The organism is Phycicoccus avicenniae, assembly GCF_050496545.1.
Lineage (GTDB): Bacteria > Actinomycetota > Actinomycetes > Actinomycetales > Dermatophilaceae > Phycicoccus > Phycicoccus avicenniae_A.
In genome coordinates this window covers 218,528-231,503 of sequence record NZ_JBNVZV010000004.1, presented here as the reverse complement: position 1 = coordinate 231,503, position 12,976 = coordinate 218,528, and the positions used below count along the sequence as shown (strand labels likewise).

The 12,976-nt window shown below is 72.8% G+C and carries 14 protein-coding genes; 8 read left to right on the top strand and 6 right to left on the bottom strand.

Annotation, left to right across the window (positions count from 1 at the left end; all coding sequences use genetic code 11):
• Positions 1-74 precede the first annotated feature (74 nt).
• Positions 75-1,634: a dolichyl-phosphate-mannose--protein mannosyltransferase gene (locus tag ACQZ2A_RS05365; RefSeq protein ID WP_430208038.1), complete on the bottom strand. Its 1,560-nt coding sequence runs from the start codon at positions 1,632-1,634 to the stop codon at positions 75-77.
• Between the two features lie 56 nt (positions 1,635-1,690).
• On the opposite strand from ACQZ2A_RS05365, the gene rsmI reads away from it, so the two are divergent.
• The 4 genes from rsmI (at position 1,691) to ACQZ2A_RS05345 (ending at position 6,147) form a co-directional block, all read left to right on the top strand.
• Positions 1,691-2,527: a 16S rRNA (cytidine(1402)-2'-O)-methyltransferase gene (rsmI, locus tag ACQZ2A_RS05360; RefSeq protein WP_430208036.1), complete on the top strand. Its 837-nt coding sequence runs from the start codon at positions 1,691-1,693 to the stop codon at positions 2,525-2,527.
• A 116-nt stretch (positions 2,528-2,643) separates the two neighbouring features.
• Positions 2,644-3,348, top strand: a complete 705-nt coding sequence (locus tag ACQZ2A_RS05355; RefSeq protein WP_430208035.1) for a succinate dehydrogenase cytochrome b subunit — start codon at positions 2,644-2,646, stop codon at positions 3,346-3,348.
• An 11-nt stretch (positions 3,349-3,359) separates the two neighbouring features.
• Complete coding sequence (locus ACQZ2A_RS05350; protein ID WP_430208032.1) at positions 3,360-5,360, top strand: fumarate reductase/succinate dehydrogenase flavoprotein subunit; 2,001 nt, start codon at positions 3,360-3,362, stop codon at positions 5,358-5,360.
• Positions 5,361-5,409: 49 nt separating this feature from the next.
• Positions 5,410-6,147, top strand: a complete 738-nt coding sequence (locus tag ACQZ2A_RS05345; RefSeq protein WP_430208030.1) for a succinate dehydrogenase/fumarate reductase iron-sulfur subunit — start codon at positions 5,410-5,412, stop codon at positions 6,145-6,147.
• 74 nt (positions 6,148-6,221) lie between these two features.
• Here ACQZ2A_RS05345 and ACQZ2A_RS05340 read toward each other — a convergent pair whose 3' ends face one another.
• The 3 genes from ACQZ2A_RS05340 to ACQZ2A_RS05330 all read right to left on the bottom strand — a co-directional run bounded on the left by ACQZ2A_RS05340 (position 6,222) and on the right by ACQZ2A_RS05330 (position 8,583).
• Positions 6,222-7,151, bottom strand: a complete 930-nt coding sequence (locus tag ACQZ2A_RS05340) for a hypothetical protein (protein ID WP_430208028.1) — start codon at positions 7,149-7,151, stop codon at positions 6,222-6,224.
• Positions 7,148-7,696: an RNA polymerase sigma factor gene (locus ACQZ2A_RS05335; protein WP_430208026.1), complete on the bottom strand. Its 549-nt coding sequence runs from the start codon at positions 7,694-7,696 to the stop codon at positions 7,148-7,150. The genes ACQZ2A_RS05340 and ACQZ2A_RS05335 overlap by 4 nt, the downstream gene beginning before the upstream one ends.
• Positions 7,697-7,836: 140 nt before the next feature.
• On the bottom strand, positions 7,837-8,583 hold the full coding sequence (locus ACQZ2A_RS05330) for a CPBP family intramembrane glutamic endopeptidase (RefSeq protein ID WP_430208023.1): 747 nt from the start codon (positions 8,581-8,583) through the stop codon (positions 7,837-7,839).
• Positions 8,584-8,748: 165 nt separating this feature from the next.
• Here ACQZ2A_RS05330 and ACQZ2A_RS05325 point away from each other — a divergent pair, with 165 nt between their 5' ends.
• Positions 8,749-9,498, top strand: a complete 750-nt coding sequence (locus ACQZ2A_RS05325; RefSeq protein WP_430208021.1) for a hypothetical protein — start codon at positions 8,749-8,751, stop codon at positions 9,496-9,498.
• A 61-nt stretch (positions 9,499-9,559) separates the two neighbouring features.
• Here the strand turns inward: ACQZ2A_RS05325 and ACQZ2A_RS05320 are convergent, their stop codons facing one another.
• On the bottom strand, positions 9,560-9,745 hold the full coding sequence (locus ACQZ2A_RS05320; RefSeq protein ID WP_430208018.1) for a hypothetical protein: 186 nt from the start codon (positions 9,743-9,745) through the stop codon (positions 9,560-9,562).
• Positions 9,746-9,876: 131 nt separating this feature from the next.
• Between ACQZ2A_RS05320 and ACQZ2A_RS05315 the strand changes: the two genes are divergently transcribed.
• Together ACQZ2A_RS05315 and ACQZ2A_RS05310 are read left to right on the top strand one after the other, a co-directional pair.
• Entirely contained in the window at positions 9,877-10,491 is a 615-nt protein-coding gene (locus ACQZ2A_RS05315) for a TetR/AcrR family transcriptional regulator (protein WP_430208015.1), read from the top strand.
• A 4-nt stretch (positions 10,492-10,495) separates the two neighbouring features.
• Positions 10,496-11,230 (top strand): hypothetical protein, encoded by a 735-nt coding sequence (locus tag ACQZ2A_RS05310; RefSeq protein ID WP_430208014.1) that lies wholly within the window; start codon positions 10,496-10,498, stop codon positions 11,228-11,230.
• 30 nt (positions 11,231-11,260) lie between these two features.
• Here the strand turns inward: ACQZ2A_RS05310 and ACQZ2A_RS05305 are convergent, their stop codons facing one another.
• Positions 11,261-11,863 (bottom strand): DUF4126 domain-containing protein, encoded by a 603-nt coding sequence (locus ACQZ2A_RS05305; protein ID WP_430208011.1) that lies wholly within the window; start codon positions 11,861-11,863, stop codon positions 11,261-11,263.
• A gap of 274 nt (positions 11,864-12,137) precedes the next feature.
• On the opposite strand from ACQZ2A_RS05305, the gene ACQZ2A_RS05300 reads away from it, so the two are divergent.
• Positions 12,138-12,932: a GNAT family N-acetyltransferase gene (locus tag ACQZ2A_RS05300; protein ID WP_430208008.1), complete on the top strand. Its 795-nt coding sequence runs from the start codon at positions 12,138-12,140 to the stop codon at positions 12,930-12,932.
• Positions 12,933-12,976 lie beyond the last annotated feature (44 nt).

Here is a 12,976-nt window from a genome sequence, read left to right as displayed (position 1 = left end):
GCCCTCCATGCTGGCCCCGACCACCGGCAGCGCGTGGGGGCGGAGGGTGAAGGTGTCGTGGAGATCCCGCGCCCTCAGATCCAGCTGGGGAACCACATCCGCCAGTGCCACTGGTCGTAGGGGATGGTCTCGGCGGTGTACACGGGGTGGAAGAAGGCGAAGAGGGCCAGCGTCAGCAGCAGGTACCCGCCCACGACGAGCACCCGGATCCTCCAGCGCACGGGGTCGGGCGCGCGCCGTCCCACCCACAGCCCGATGAGGAAGGTGACCGCGAGGACGACCCACGGCTCGAAGGCCACGGCGTAGAAGGTGTAGATCGTGCGCGACTGGTAGGCGAACCACGGGAGGTAGCCGCCGACCATCCCGGCCGCGATGGCCCCGGCGCGCCAGTCGCGGCGCACGAGCCACCACCAGAGGACGACGAGCAGCGCGAGGATGCCGACCCACCACACCGAGATCGTCCCGATCGGGTTGACCGCCTGCGAGCACTGCGCGACCGAGCAGCCGTCGACGCCGCGGGCCGGGCTCTCGTAGTAGAAGGACGTCGGCCGGGTCTGGACGAGCCAGGACCACGGGTTCGACTGGTACGGGTGGGGCGTGCTGAGCGTGGTGTTGAACTGGTACGCGTCCTGGTGGTACTTCACCCAGTTGCGCAGCACCGGCGGCAGCCACTGCACGCCCTGGCCCGGGTTGAAGGTGTCCCAGTGCCGGTGGTAGCCGTTGTCGGAGAGGAACCACCCGGTCCACGACACGGTGTAGACGACCGCGCCGGTCACCACCGTCTGCACGGCCGCGAAGGGTCCGTCCTTCAGCAGGCCGCCGCGCGCCCAGTGCCGCACCCCCGCCGCGCGCCGCGCCCCGAGGTCCCACCACACCGTCATCAGCCCGAACGCGGCGAGGAAGAAGATGCCCGACCACTTCGTGCCCATGCACAGCCCGAGCGAGATTCCGGCCACCCAGCGCCACGGCCGCCACCCGAGCCACGGGCCCCCGCCGCCTGGCCACTCCCCGCGCCCCAGCTCCCCGACCTTGCGGGCCAGCACCTCCCGGCTGCGGTCGCGGTCGACGAGCAGCGCCGCGAAGGCGCACAGCGCGAAGAACATCACGATGATGTCGAGGATGCCGGTGCGCGACATCACGAAGTGCGAACCCTCGAAGGCGAGCAGGAACGAGGCGACGCACCCGAGCGCGGTCGAGCCGAACATCCGGCGCGCGATGCGCCCGACGATGAGGATGGACAGCGTCCCGAGCAGCGCGACCGAGAACCGCCAGCCCCACCCGGAGTCCGGCCCGAGCAACCACTCGCCGAAGCCGATGACCCACTTGCCGACCGGCGGGTGCACGACGAAGTCGCCGTCGGTGCTGCTGAAGACGTCGGGGTTGCCGCCGACGAAGGCCTCGTCGGGTTTCTTGAGCGAGGACAGCGTCCGCATCTCGACGCCGTACCGGATCATCGACCAGCCCTGCTTGACGTAGTACGTCTCGTCGAAGACCAGCGCCTGGGGGCGGTCGAGGCTCCAGAACCGGAGGACGCCGCCCACGAGGGCGATCAGCCCCGGGCCGAGCCAGCCCCACAGCGCGTCGGTGGGCCGGAACCCGAGCAGCCGGTGGCGCAGCTCGTCGGTCCGGGTCACCGGCACATCGTAGGTGGCCGACCTGCCGGTCCCGCCGGGCGTGCGAGGATCGCGGGATGAGCGCCGGCGTCCTCGTCCTCGCGGCCACCCCCATCGGCGACCCGCGCGACGCCGCCCCCCGGCTCGCCGAGGAGCTCGCAGGCGCCGACGTCGTCGCCGCCGAGGACACCCGCAGGCTGCGGCGGCTGTGCTCCGAGCTGGGCGTCGAGCCGGCCGGACGCGTCCTGTCCTTCCACGAGCACAACGAGTCCGGGCGCGCCGGCGACCTCGTCGCCTCGATGCTCGGCGGCGCGCGCGTCGTGGTCGTCACCGACGCCGGGATGCCGTCCGTCTCCGACCCCGGCTACCGGCTCGTCGCGGCCGCCGTCGAGGCCGGCGTCCGCGTCACCGCGGTGCCCGGGCCGTCGGCGGTCCTCACGGCGCTCGCGGTCTCGGGGCTGCCGGTCGACCGGTTCTGCTTCGAGGGCTTCCTGCCCCGCAAGGACGGCGAGCGCGAGCGCGCGCTGGCCGCCCTGGCCACCGAGCCGCGGACGATGGTCTTCTTCGAGGCCCCGCACCGGCTGGCCCGGGCCCTCACCTCGATGGCCGCCGCCTTCGGTCCCGAGCGCCCCGCCGCGGTCTGCCGCGAGCTGACCAAGACCTACGAGGAGGTCCGCCGCGGCCCGCTGGCCGAGCTCGCCGAGTGGGCCGAGGAGCACGCGCGCGGCGAGATCACGGTCGTCGTGGCGGGAGCCACCGGTCCGTCGGCGGGTGTCGACGACGTCCTGCCCGAGGTCCTCTCGCGCGTGGCCGCGGGGGAGCGGCTCAAGGACGTCTGCGCCGAGGTGGCCTCCGCGACCGGCCTGTCCAAGAAGGCGCTCTACGACGCCGCGGTCGCCGCCCGTCGCGCCTGACCGAGTCGCCTGACCCCCGTACCCCGTCGCTACCTCGGGGTAACCGGGGGAATGTCACACGGGGGCAGGCCTCGACAGCGCTCGATCCCGTCCGGACCGGAGGCTAGGGTTCGTCCGTGGCCACAACGACTTCCTCGCGACCGAGGACGGCACGACGGACCACGATCGGCCTGAAGGTCCTCATGGCGGGAACAGGCCTCGTGTTCGTCGGGTACGTCCTCCTCCACATGTACGGCAACCTCAAGGCGCTGGCGGGTGAGGAGGCGTTCAACACCTACGCCGAGCACCTGCGCACCATCGGTGAGCCGATGCTCCCGTACGGCGGCCTGCTGTGGGTGATCCGCGTCGTGCTGCTGCTCAGCCTCGTCGGCCACGCGTACGCGGCCTTCACGCTGTGGAGCCGTGCCGGCAACGCCCGGCGCACCAAGTACGCGGCGGTGAAGTCCGCGATGCGCACCGCGTGGATGCGCTGGGGCGGCGTCTTCCTGCTCCTCTTCATCGTGTGGCACCTGCTGCAGTTCACGATCCTGAAGTTCTCGGTCAACCCGGACAAGCAGGGCGTCAACATCCAGCAGAACCCCTACGAGCTGGTCGTCGCGAGCTTCCAGGTCCCGTGGCTGACCCTCCTCTACGTCCTCGCGATGGTGGCGCTCGCGTTCCACCTGTCGCACGGCGTGTTCAGCGCGCAGCAGACCCTCGGCTGGACGATGAGCCCGCCGGCGTACCGCCGCGCCAAGCTCGTCGGCCACGCGGTCTCGGCGGTCGTCGTCGTCGGGTTCCTCATCCCGCCGCTCGCCATCCTCTTCGGCCTGATCAAGTAAGGGACTGACCGATGACCGACACCACCGTCAACGCCGGGATCGCCCACGGCCTCTACACCGAGGGCGAGCCGGTCGCCGACACCAAGGCCCCGGCCGGCCCGATCGCCGGCAAGTGGACGCAGCGCAAGTTCGACGCCGCGCTGGTCAACCCCGCGAACCGCCGCAAGCTCGACGTCATCATCGTCGGCACGGGTCTCGCGGGCGGCTCGGCCGCCGCGACGCTCGGCGAGGCCGGCTACAACGTCAAGGTCTTCTGCTTCCAGGACTCCCCTCGGCGCGCGCACTCCATCGCGGCGCAGGGCGGCATCAACGCGGCGAAGAACTACAAGGAGGACGGCGACAGCACGTTCCGCCTCTTCTACGACACCGTCAAGGGCGGCGACTACCGCTCGCGCGAGACGAACGTCTACCGCCTCGCCGAGGTGAGCGCGAACATCATCGACCAGTGCGTCGCGCAGGGCGTGCCGTTCGCCCGCGAGTACGGCGGCCTCCTCGACAACCGCTCCTTCGGTGGCGTGCAGGTCTCGCGCACCTTCTACGCGCGCGGCCAGACCGGCCAGCAGCTGCTCATCGGCGCCTACCAGGCCCTCGAGCGGCAGGTCGCGGCCGGCACCGTCGCGCAGTACACGCGCCACGAGATGCTCGAGCTCGTCGTCGCCGACGGCAAGGCGCGCGGCATCATCGTCCGCGACCTCGTGACCGGGGAGATCGAGACCCACCTCGCCGACGCGGTCGTGCTCGCCTCCGGCGGCTACGGCAACGTCTTCTTCCTCTCGACCAACGCGATGGGCTCCAACGTCACCGCGTCGTGGCGCGCGCACCGCAAGGGCGCCCACATGGCCAACCCCTGCTACACGCAGATCCACCCCACCTGCATCCCGGTCTCCGGCGAGCACCAGTCGAAGCTGACGCTGATGTCGGAGTCGCTGCGCAACGACGGCCGGATCTGGGTGCCCAAGAACCGCGACGACTGCGACAAGGACCCGCGCCAGATCCCCGAGGAGGACCGCGACTACTACCTGGAGCGGATCTACCCCTCCTTCGGCAACCTCGTCCCGCGCGACATCGCCTCGCGCCAGGCGAAGAACGTCTGCGACGAGGGCCGCGGTGTCGGCCCCGTGGTCGGCGACTTCCGGCGCGGCGTGTACCTCGACTTCGCCGACGCCATCTCGCGCCTCGGCCGCGACGCGGTGGAGTCGAAGTACGGCAACCTCTTCGACATGTACGCCCGGATCACGGGCGAGAACCCGTACGAGGTGCCGATGCGGATCTACCCCGCGGTGCACTACGTGATGGGCGGGCTCTGGGTCGACTACGACCTCCAGTCGACCATCCCGGGTCTCTTCGTCACCGGCGAGGCGAACTTCTCCGACCACGGCGCCAACCGGCTCGGTGCCTCGGCCCTCATGCAGGGGCTGGCCGACGGGTACTTCGTCCTCCCGAACACGATCCGCGACTACCTCGCCAAGGGCCCGTTCGACAAGCTCGCCGACGACCACCCGGCCGTCGCCGAGGCCCGGGGCCGCGTCGAGCAGCGCACGCAGCGCCTGCTCGAGATCAACGGAGAGCGCAGCGTCGACTCCTTCCACCGCGAGCTCGGCAACATCATGTGGGAGTACTGCGGGATGGAGCGCTCCGAGGAGGGGCTGCTCAAGGCCATCGACCTCATCCGCGGTCTGCGCGAGGAGTTCTGGCGCAACGTGCGCGTCCTCGGCTCCGCCGACACGCTCAACCAGAGCCTCGAGAAGGCCGGCCGCGTCGCCGACTTCCTCGAGCTCGGCGAGCTGATGTGCATCGACGCCCTGCACCGTCGCGAGTCCTGCGGCGGCCACTTCCGGGCGGAGTCGCAGACCGAGGACGGCGAGGCGCTGCGCCACGACGACGAGTTCCTCTACGTCGCGGCCTGGGAGTTCACCGGCGGCGACGGCGACGGCGAGATGGGCCAGCCGGTGCTCCACAAGGAGGACCTCGTCTACGAGGCCATCGAGCTCAAGCAGCGGAGCTACAAGTGACGGCTCGCTGCCCGCACCACATCCCCGACACCCCCCGAGGACTTCGCGCATGAACCTCACCCTCAAGATCTGGCGCCAGGCCGGACCCCGGCACCCGGGCGAGATGGTCACCTACAAGGTGAAGGACATCAGCGAGGACATGAGCTTCCTCGAGATGCTCGACGTCCTCAACGAGCAGCTGAACGCCAAGGGCGAGGAGCCCATCGCGTTCGACTCCGACTGTCGCGAGGGCATCTGCGGCATGTGCGGCCTGATGATCTCCGGCGACGCGCACGGCCCCGAGAAGACCACCACCTGCCAGCTGCACATGCGCAGCTTCACCGACGGCGAGGTCATCACGATCGAGCCGTGGCGGGCCGACGCCTTCCCGGTGATCAAGGACCTCGTCGTCGACCGCGGCGCCTTCGACCGCATCATCCAGGCCGGCGGCTACATCTCGGCGAACACCGGCTCGGCCCCCGACGCCCACGCGGCGCCGGTGCCCAAGCCGCACGCCGACCGCGCGTTCATGGCGGCCGAGTGCATCGGCTGCGGCGCCTGTGTCGCCGCCTGCCCGAACGCCTCCGCGATGCTCTTCATGGGCGCCAAGGTCACCCACCTCTCCGAGCTGCCGCAGGGCCAGCCCGAGCGGATGGCCCGGGTCGTCTCGATGGTCGACCAGCACGACAGCGAGGGCTTCGGCGGCTGCACCAACGTCGGCGCCTGCTCGCAGGCCTGCCCCAAGGGCATCCCGCAGGACGTCATCTCCACGCTCAACAAGGACCTGCGCGCGGCCCTGCGCGGCTGAGCCCTCCTGGACGCTCCCGCGGCAGGCGCCACCGAGTGCGCGCCGCGGGAGCTTCTGCGGGTGGGGCCTCGGCGTCAGCCCTGCGGGGTGTCGGCGCCCTTCTCGACGACCTCGGCCGGCACCTCGTCGACCAGGTCGCGCGCGGTGACCACCGACGAGAACACGGTCCGACCGTCGATGACGTCGCCGGACTCGACGAACTCCGCCGTCGCCTCGTCGAAGCACAGGTACGAGACGCGCCCACCGCGCTCGGCGGTGGTGAAGGACACCCGCAGGCAGGGTCGACCGTCGCCGGAGCGGCTGCGCACGGCGCCGCTGACGTCGAGCCGCGACAGGGCGTCGACCAGCGCCCGCTGCACGGGCGGCGGCGCGTAGCCGACCCGCACCGCCTCCACGAGGTAGAGGAAGGGCGGCTCGTCACCCCCGCGCCCTCCGAGGCGGCGCCGCACGGTGCGCAACAGCTCCTCGCCGTCGTGCGGCAGGCCGGCCAGCGTCGACGGGCTGACGTCCGAGAGCGACCCGTCGGCGGCCTGGTGGTCGAACCGGTAGAAGTACTCCCGGCCGTCGTTCTCGGTGTCGTGGCGCCAGATCGTGCCGTCCGCAGCGGTCCAGCTCTCGAGCCGCCGGGGGTAGACGTCACGCCCGGGGGACCCGGTGATCCAGAACTCCCGGCCGTCGGGGTTGTCGACCGTCACCAGGTGCATGAAGCGGCCGGGGGCGAGGGGGGTCGCCGGGCGGGAGCCGGCCGTCACGGCGATGCGCCGGAGCGCCTGGACCGCCGCGTCCTCACGGCGCAGAGCCGCGGGGAGGGCGACGGCGCCGGTGGTGAGCGCGGCGACGCCGGCCCCGAGGAGCACCCGGCGGCGGACCCGGGGCCCGGGCAGCACGCGGCGCGGGTGGTCGTCGGCCAGCACCCGGGCGAGGACGGCATCCATCGACGGGTCGTCGGAGGGGTCGAGCACCGGGGCGTGACGGGTGAGGAGGTCGGTGGGCGTGGGGGTCATGGCTGCTCCAGGAGGGCGAGGAGGCGGGCGGTCTCGGAGGCGTCGTCGTGGGGACCGGCCGCGGACGCGCGGTCGAAGCGGGCGCGGGCCCGACTGAGCCGGACCGTGAACGCACGGGTCGAGCAGCCGGCGACGCGGGTGGCGTCGGTGTGCGACAACCCGTCCCACGCAACGAGGAGCAGCGCCTCGCGCTCGAGGTCGCTGCACTGCGCGAGGGCGGCCAGCGCGTCGTCGCGGCGCAGGACACCGTCCTCGGGGGAGGGGTCGGGACGGTGCCAGTGCGCGCGGACCGCCTCGAACCAGAGCGCCTCGGAGCGGCGGCGGCTGCGCCAGTGGTGGCGGGCGGTGTGGTGGGCGACGACGAGCAGCCACGGCAGCGCGGCCTCGGGCACCCGGTCCAGCCGCCGCCAGGCGACGACGAAGGTCTCGGCGAGGGCATCGTCGACCGCATCGGCCTCGACGTGCCGGCGGAGGTACCTGCGCACTGCGGGCGCGGTGGACCGGAAGAGGTCCTCGAAGCGGTCAGGTGTCCACGGTGGGCTCATACCCCGTCATGCCCCCTCGACCCCCGGATGTCACGCGCCGGGCGCCATCTTCCTCCCGCATCGGGACCTATTGCGCATGACCCACCTCCACAGGGCCTTACGACGCCCTCCGAGGTGGGTCTTGGGCAATACGTCGGGCGTCAGAGCCAGGAGACGTGCGGCTTGACGAGCGCGTACCCGACGAAGGCGACGACGTCGAGGACCGTGTGCGCGACCACGAGCGGCATCACCCGCTTGGTGCGCGTGTACAGCCAGCCGAAGAGCAGGCCCATGACGACGTTCCCGACGAACCCGCCGAAGCCCTGGTACAGGTGGTAGGTCCCCCGGATGAGCGCCGAGGTGACGATGACGCGCCACGTCCCCCAGCCGGCCTGCCCCCATCGCCGGAAGAGGTAGCCGACCATGATGGTCTCCTCGAGGACGGCGTTCTGCGCGGCGGCGAGGACGAGGATCGGCACCGTGAACCACGCGGCCCCGACGAGGTTGGCCGCGGCCACGGTCGCGTTGAGACCCACCGCCTTCGCGACGAGGTAGAGCCCGAGCCCGGGGATGCCGACGAGCGCCGCGAGCCCGAGGCCGCGCAGCAGGTCCTGCCCGGGCCGGCGCAGGTCGAAGCCCATCGTGTGCGGCTCGTCGGGGTAGTCGCGGCGCAGCAGGTGGATGGCCAGCAGCACCGGCACCAGTGCCAGCCCGATGCCGACGAGCTGGTAGGCGACGTCGAGCCACGGCCGGTCGGGCGTGACCGAGGAGTTCATCGCGGCGGTCTGCTGCGACAGGGCCTCGGGCCGGGTCAGCCGGTCGACGATGCGCAGCAGCGCGTAGATCGCGGACGAGCCGAGCGAGACACCGAGCACGAGCCAGGTCTCGGTGAGGTGCCGACGTCGCATGGCGGCCAGCGTAGGTGCCGGAGCCCGATGATCCGCCGGGAGCCCGCTGGACGTGGGCTGGGTGTCTGCTGTCGACGAGTCGCCGCGCCGAGGCCCATGCCACGGCTACGATGAGCCGCCGCCCCGCATCCGGGCGCCATCCACGACACCGGGGGACCCCACGCCATGAACCGATCTTTCGCCGCCGTCGCGGCCTCCACCGCCCTCGCCGGCCTGCTCCTCACCGGCTGCGGCTCGTCGGACGAGAAGACGCCGGCCGCCACGACCTCGGGCGGTGCGTCGACGTCGGCGTCGCCGAGCCCGAGCAGCACCGAGCCGGAGCAGCCCACCGTGGGCGACCTCTACAAGAAGACGCGCACCGCCTCGCTCGCCGCGAAGTCCGGCCGGGTCAAGGGCAGCGTCACCTCCGACGGGCAGAAGGTCACCGTCGACATCCGCGGCGCCGCCGACGGCAGCAACCAGCGCGCGGCGATCGGCATCGGCAAGGGCACCGCCGAGATCCTCACCGTCAAGGGCAAGTACTACATGTCCGGTGACGCGGCGTTCTGGAACGAGCAGACCGGCGACGCCTCCGCGGCCAAGCTGCTCGTCGGCAAGTACGTGGCGGTCTCCTCGAAGGACGCCAAGGACATCGGCGACCTCAGCCTCGGGAAGATCCTCGAGGAGATGTTCTCCGAGAGCGAGCTGAGCACCCTGGAGACCCTGACCTCGTCGGTCGAGACGCGCACGGTGAGCGGCAAGGAGGTCTGGGTGGCCTCCGACCCCTCCGGCGCCGAGATCTGGGTGGACCCGAAGACCTCGCTGCTCTCGAAGATCGTCATCACCGGCGACGACGCCGGCGAGGTGTCCTTCAGCGAGTGGAACGCCGCCAAGACCGTCACCGCTCCGCCGGCCTCCAAGGTCGTCACGCCCTGACGGGCTCCACCACTGCATGCGCGCGGGCGCCCCGGGACCTCCCGGGGCGCCCGCGCCGCTGTCAGTGGGCGGGGGTGAGCCGGTAGTACGCGGGGATGCTCAGGTGCTGCCGGCGGCGCTCCTCGCGGGTGCGCGTCAGGGTGGGCAGCACGACGGCGAGCAGCAGGCCGGCGACGACGACGCCGAGGACGACGCTCGTCCAGAGGAGGGTGGTGGCGATGGTGGACAGTCCGGTGATCGGTCCCATGACCGTCTCCTTTCTACGGATGTAAAGGATTCTACAGAAGTAGAACCTCCTTCGCCAGCCGGATGTTCCCGCCCCGCCCGTGGGGGTGCGTCCGGGCGTCCCCGTGGCCCGGGCCCGGCAGAATGGCCGCGATGCCGCCCTTCTCGCTCCCGCGCCCCGACGCCCGGCCGCCGGCCCCGACCGGTCGGCGGGCCGAGCTGCTCGCCGCCGCGGTCGAGGTCGTCGCCGACGCGGGCCTGCGAGGCCTGACCCATCGCGCGGTGGACCGGCGGGCCGGGCTCCCCGAGGGCACCTGCTCGGCGTACCTGCGCACGCGCGGTGCGTTGCTCGTCGCGCTCGCCGAGCACGTGGGCGGGGCGCTTGAGGACCGCGTCTCGGCCCTGTCCGAGGAGCTCGCCGACTGCATGGGAGACCCGGACGCCGTCGCCGCCGCCGTCACCGAGCTGACCCTCGGGTGGGTCCGCGAGCCCTCGCTCGTGCGGGCCCAGGCCGAGCTGTCGCTGGAGGCCGCTCGCCAGCCCGAGCTGATGGAGGTCTTCGAGCGCTGGCGCCGCGGGCTCCTCGCGACCGTCGAGGGTCTGGGGGAGCGGGCCGGTGCGCCGGAGCCGTCCGACGACGCGGTCGTCCTCGTCGCCGCCGTCGAGGGGCTGCTCGTCACCGCCGTCCGGCTGCCCGGCGCCGAGCGCGAGCCCCTGCTGCGGGGCGCGGTGCCGCGGCTCGTGCACTCCTTGCACGAGGCCCGGTGAGGGAGTGCGACGTCGGGGGGCGGTCGCGGCGGTGGTGCTCGTCGTCCTCGGGGGCCTCGCCGCGGGGTGTTCGGACCTGCGCCCGCCCCGTGTGCCGACCGCCTCGAGCACCGCGCCGGCGCCGGAGCCCTCACTGCCCTCGACCGCCGACGCCTTCCGGGAGGCGCGCACCTTCGCCCTGTCGGCCGGATCCGCCCACCTGGTGGGCACGCTCGGTGCCGGGCGCTCGACGGTGCGGGTGGACCTGGAGGGATCGGCGTCTGCCGCGAACGAGCGGCTCGTGCGGCGCGCGCCCGGCCGGGGCGTGGCGGTCGTGCTCGTCGTCGGCGACGGGCACTGGCTCGCCGGCGACGCGGCGTTCTGGCGCACCCGGACCCGTTCCGCGGCGGCGGTGACGGCCCGGGTGGGGCGCTGGCTGCCGGTGAGCGCGGCGCAGGCGTCGGCGGTCGGCCCCGAGCGGGTCCGCGACGTGCTGGCGACCGTCTTCTCGGCTCCCTCGGTCGCCGCGCTCGAGGGCGTCCCCGACCCGGTCGTCGCGACCGAGGTCGACGGACGACCCGCCTGGCTCCTCGGGTCCGAAGCACGCGGGGCCCGCGTGTGGGTGGCGGCCGACAGCGGCGGCGAGGTGCTGCGCATCGCGGTCTCGGGCGAGCGCGCTCTCGACCTCGTCGCGTCCGGCTGGGAGCGCGCGAGGACCTGGTCGGCGCCGGCGGCGGGCGAGGTGCCCGACCTCGGCTGAGGTCGGGTCGAGGCCGCGGCGACGACGAGGTCAGGGTCCGGCGTAAGACGGGGGCCGGCGCGAGCGCCGCCACTCCCGGACCCTCAGCCACATCCACACGAGCAGCCAGACCAGCAGCCCCAGAGCCACCACGACGAAGACCGGCGCCAGCAGCGCGACGACCGACAGGCCGACGGAGGCGCCGTCCTCGACCGTGGAGACGACCGGTCCGCCGAAGCCCACCGTCGCGCCGTTGACGATCGGGCGGGCGGCCATCTTCCCGGTGTGCACGAGGCCCGCGACGACCACGCCCAGGACGACCCCGACCCACGGGTGCTCCGACATCCACGTCGAGTTGTCCAGCTCGGAGGCGGCGTTGGTCGCGGCGAAGACGAGACCGCCCATGCTCGGGCGGATGAAGGTCTGGATGGCGTCGTTGACGGTGTCGACCGCCGGCACCTTGTCGAGGACGACCTCGGCGAGCAGGAGCACCGCGCCGACACCGATGGCCCAGCCGCTCTCCATCCACTCGTAGCCCACCGGCAGCGTGACGACATCGGTGAAGCGGGCGAGGAGGGCGACGACGAGGAACGGGATGTAGGCGTTGAGGCCCGCGGCGGCGGACAGACCCATCCCCGTGAGGGCAGCCAGCACGGCGACCTCCTGACCTGCGGCGACCGCCCGTCGCGGCCGCACCGTGAGCGGACCCCGCTCCGACGTCAGGGTAGCGCCGGGCGTTCCGTCGCGACGGGAGCTCGGCCCGCCGGCCGGGTGGGCGCTCGGACAGGCAGAACGGGTCCGACGCCGAGGGCTCCCGCACGGTCGTGGCCGCCACCAAGCGTTCTGCCTGTCGTAGCGCCCGTGCGTGGTCGGCGGCGGCCGGGGAAACGGGATGGCGGCCGGCGCCGCGCCGAGGCAGGATCCGGGCGTGACCGATGTCGACCCCGCCGCCCTCCTCCGCATCTACGACGACCAGCTGCGCACCGACGCCGAGACGCCCGGCGCGCAGGAGGTGCTCGAGCACGGCCCCCTGCGGCTCGCGACCTTCAACGGCGGGCGCGGCTTCATCAGCTACCGCGACCTCGGCGGCGCGGACGACGCCGGGGTCCGTCGGCTCGTCGCCGAGGCGCTGGAGCACTACCGGTCCCGGCCCGAGGTCGTCGATGTCGAGTGGAAGACCCGTGGGCACGACGACGCCCCGGGTCTGCACGACGCGCTCGTCGAGCACGGGTTCGTCCCGGGGGAGGTCGAGTCCGTCATGATGGGCGCCGCCGAGGGGCTGGCCGTCGACGTCCCCCTACCCGAGGGCGTCACGCTGCGGCAGGTGCGCTCCGAGGAGGACGTCCGGGCGATGAGCGCCGCCGCCGACGAGGCGTTCGAGGAGCCGGTGTCCGTGCGACGTGCCGACGACCTGGTCTTCCGGGTCTCGCGTGACCCGCTCATCGAGATCTGGGTCGCCGAGGCCGACGGGCTGGTCGTCAGCTCGGGTCGGCTCGAGCCGGTTCGCGGTACCGAGGTCGCCGGCGTCTGGGGCGGCTCGACCCTGCCCGCGTGGCGCGGCCAGGGGATATACCGGGCACTCACCGCTGTCCGCGCCCGGTCCGCCCTGCGGCTCGGGTACCGCTACCTGCACAGCGACTCCACCGAGTACTCCCGGCCCATCCTCGAGCGCTCGGGCCTGGTGCGGGTGACGACGACGACCCCGTACGAGTGGACCCGCTGACCGGGGCCCGCCCGGGTGGCCGCCGGAACCCGGTTGCGGCGCAC

Excerpts from the sequence above, each read along its gene's own strand:
- rsmI (WP_430208036.1), top strand. The coding sequence starts at position 1,691 with ATGAGCGCCGGCGTCCTCGTCCTCGCGGCCACCCCCATCGGCGACCCG.
- ACQZ2A_RS05350 (WP_430208032.1), top strand. The coding sequence starts at position 3,360 with ATGACCGACACCACCGTCAACGCCGGGATCGCCCACGGCCTCTACACC.
- ACQZ2A_RS05345 (WP_430208030.1), top strand. The coding sequence starts at position 5,410 with ATGAACCTCACCCTCAAGATCTGGCGCCAGGCCGGACCCCGGCACCCG.
- ACQZ2A_RS05340 (WP_430208028.1), bottom strand. The coding sequence starts at position 7,151 with ATGACCCCCACGCCCACCGACCTCCTCACCCGTCACGCCCCGGTGCTC.
- ACQZ2A_RS05335 (WP_430208026.1), bottom strand. The coding sequence starts at position 7,696 with ATGAGCCCACCGTGGACACCTGACCGCTTCGAGGACCTCTTCCGGTCC.
- ACQZ2A_RS05330 (WP_430208023.1), bottom strand. The coding sequence starts at position 8,583 with ATGCGACGTCGGCACCTCACCGAGACCTGGCTCGTGCTCGGTGTCTCG.
- ACQZ2A_RS05325 (WP_430208021.1), top strand. The coding sequence starts at position 8,749 with ATGAACCGATCTTTCGCCGCCGTCGCGGCCTCCACCGCCCTCGCCGGC.
- ACQZ2A_RS05320 (WP_430208018.1), bottom strand. The coding sequence starts at position 9,745 with ATGGGACCGATCACCGGACTGTCCACCATCGCCACCACCCTCCTCTGG.
- ACQZ2A_RS05315 (WP_430208015.1), top strand. The coding sequence starts at position 9,877 with ATGCCGCCCTTCTCGCTCCCGCGCCCCGACGCCCGGCCGCCGGCCCCG.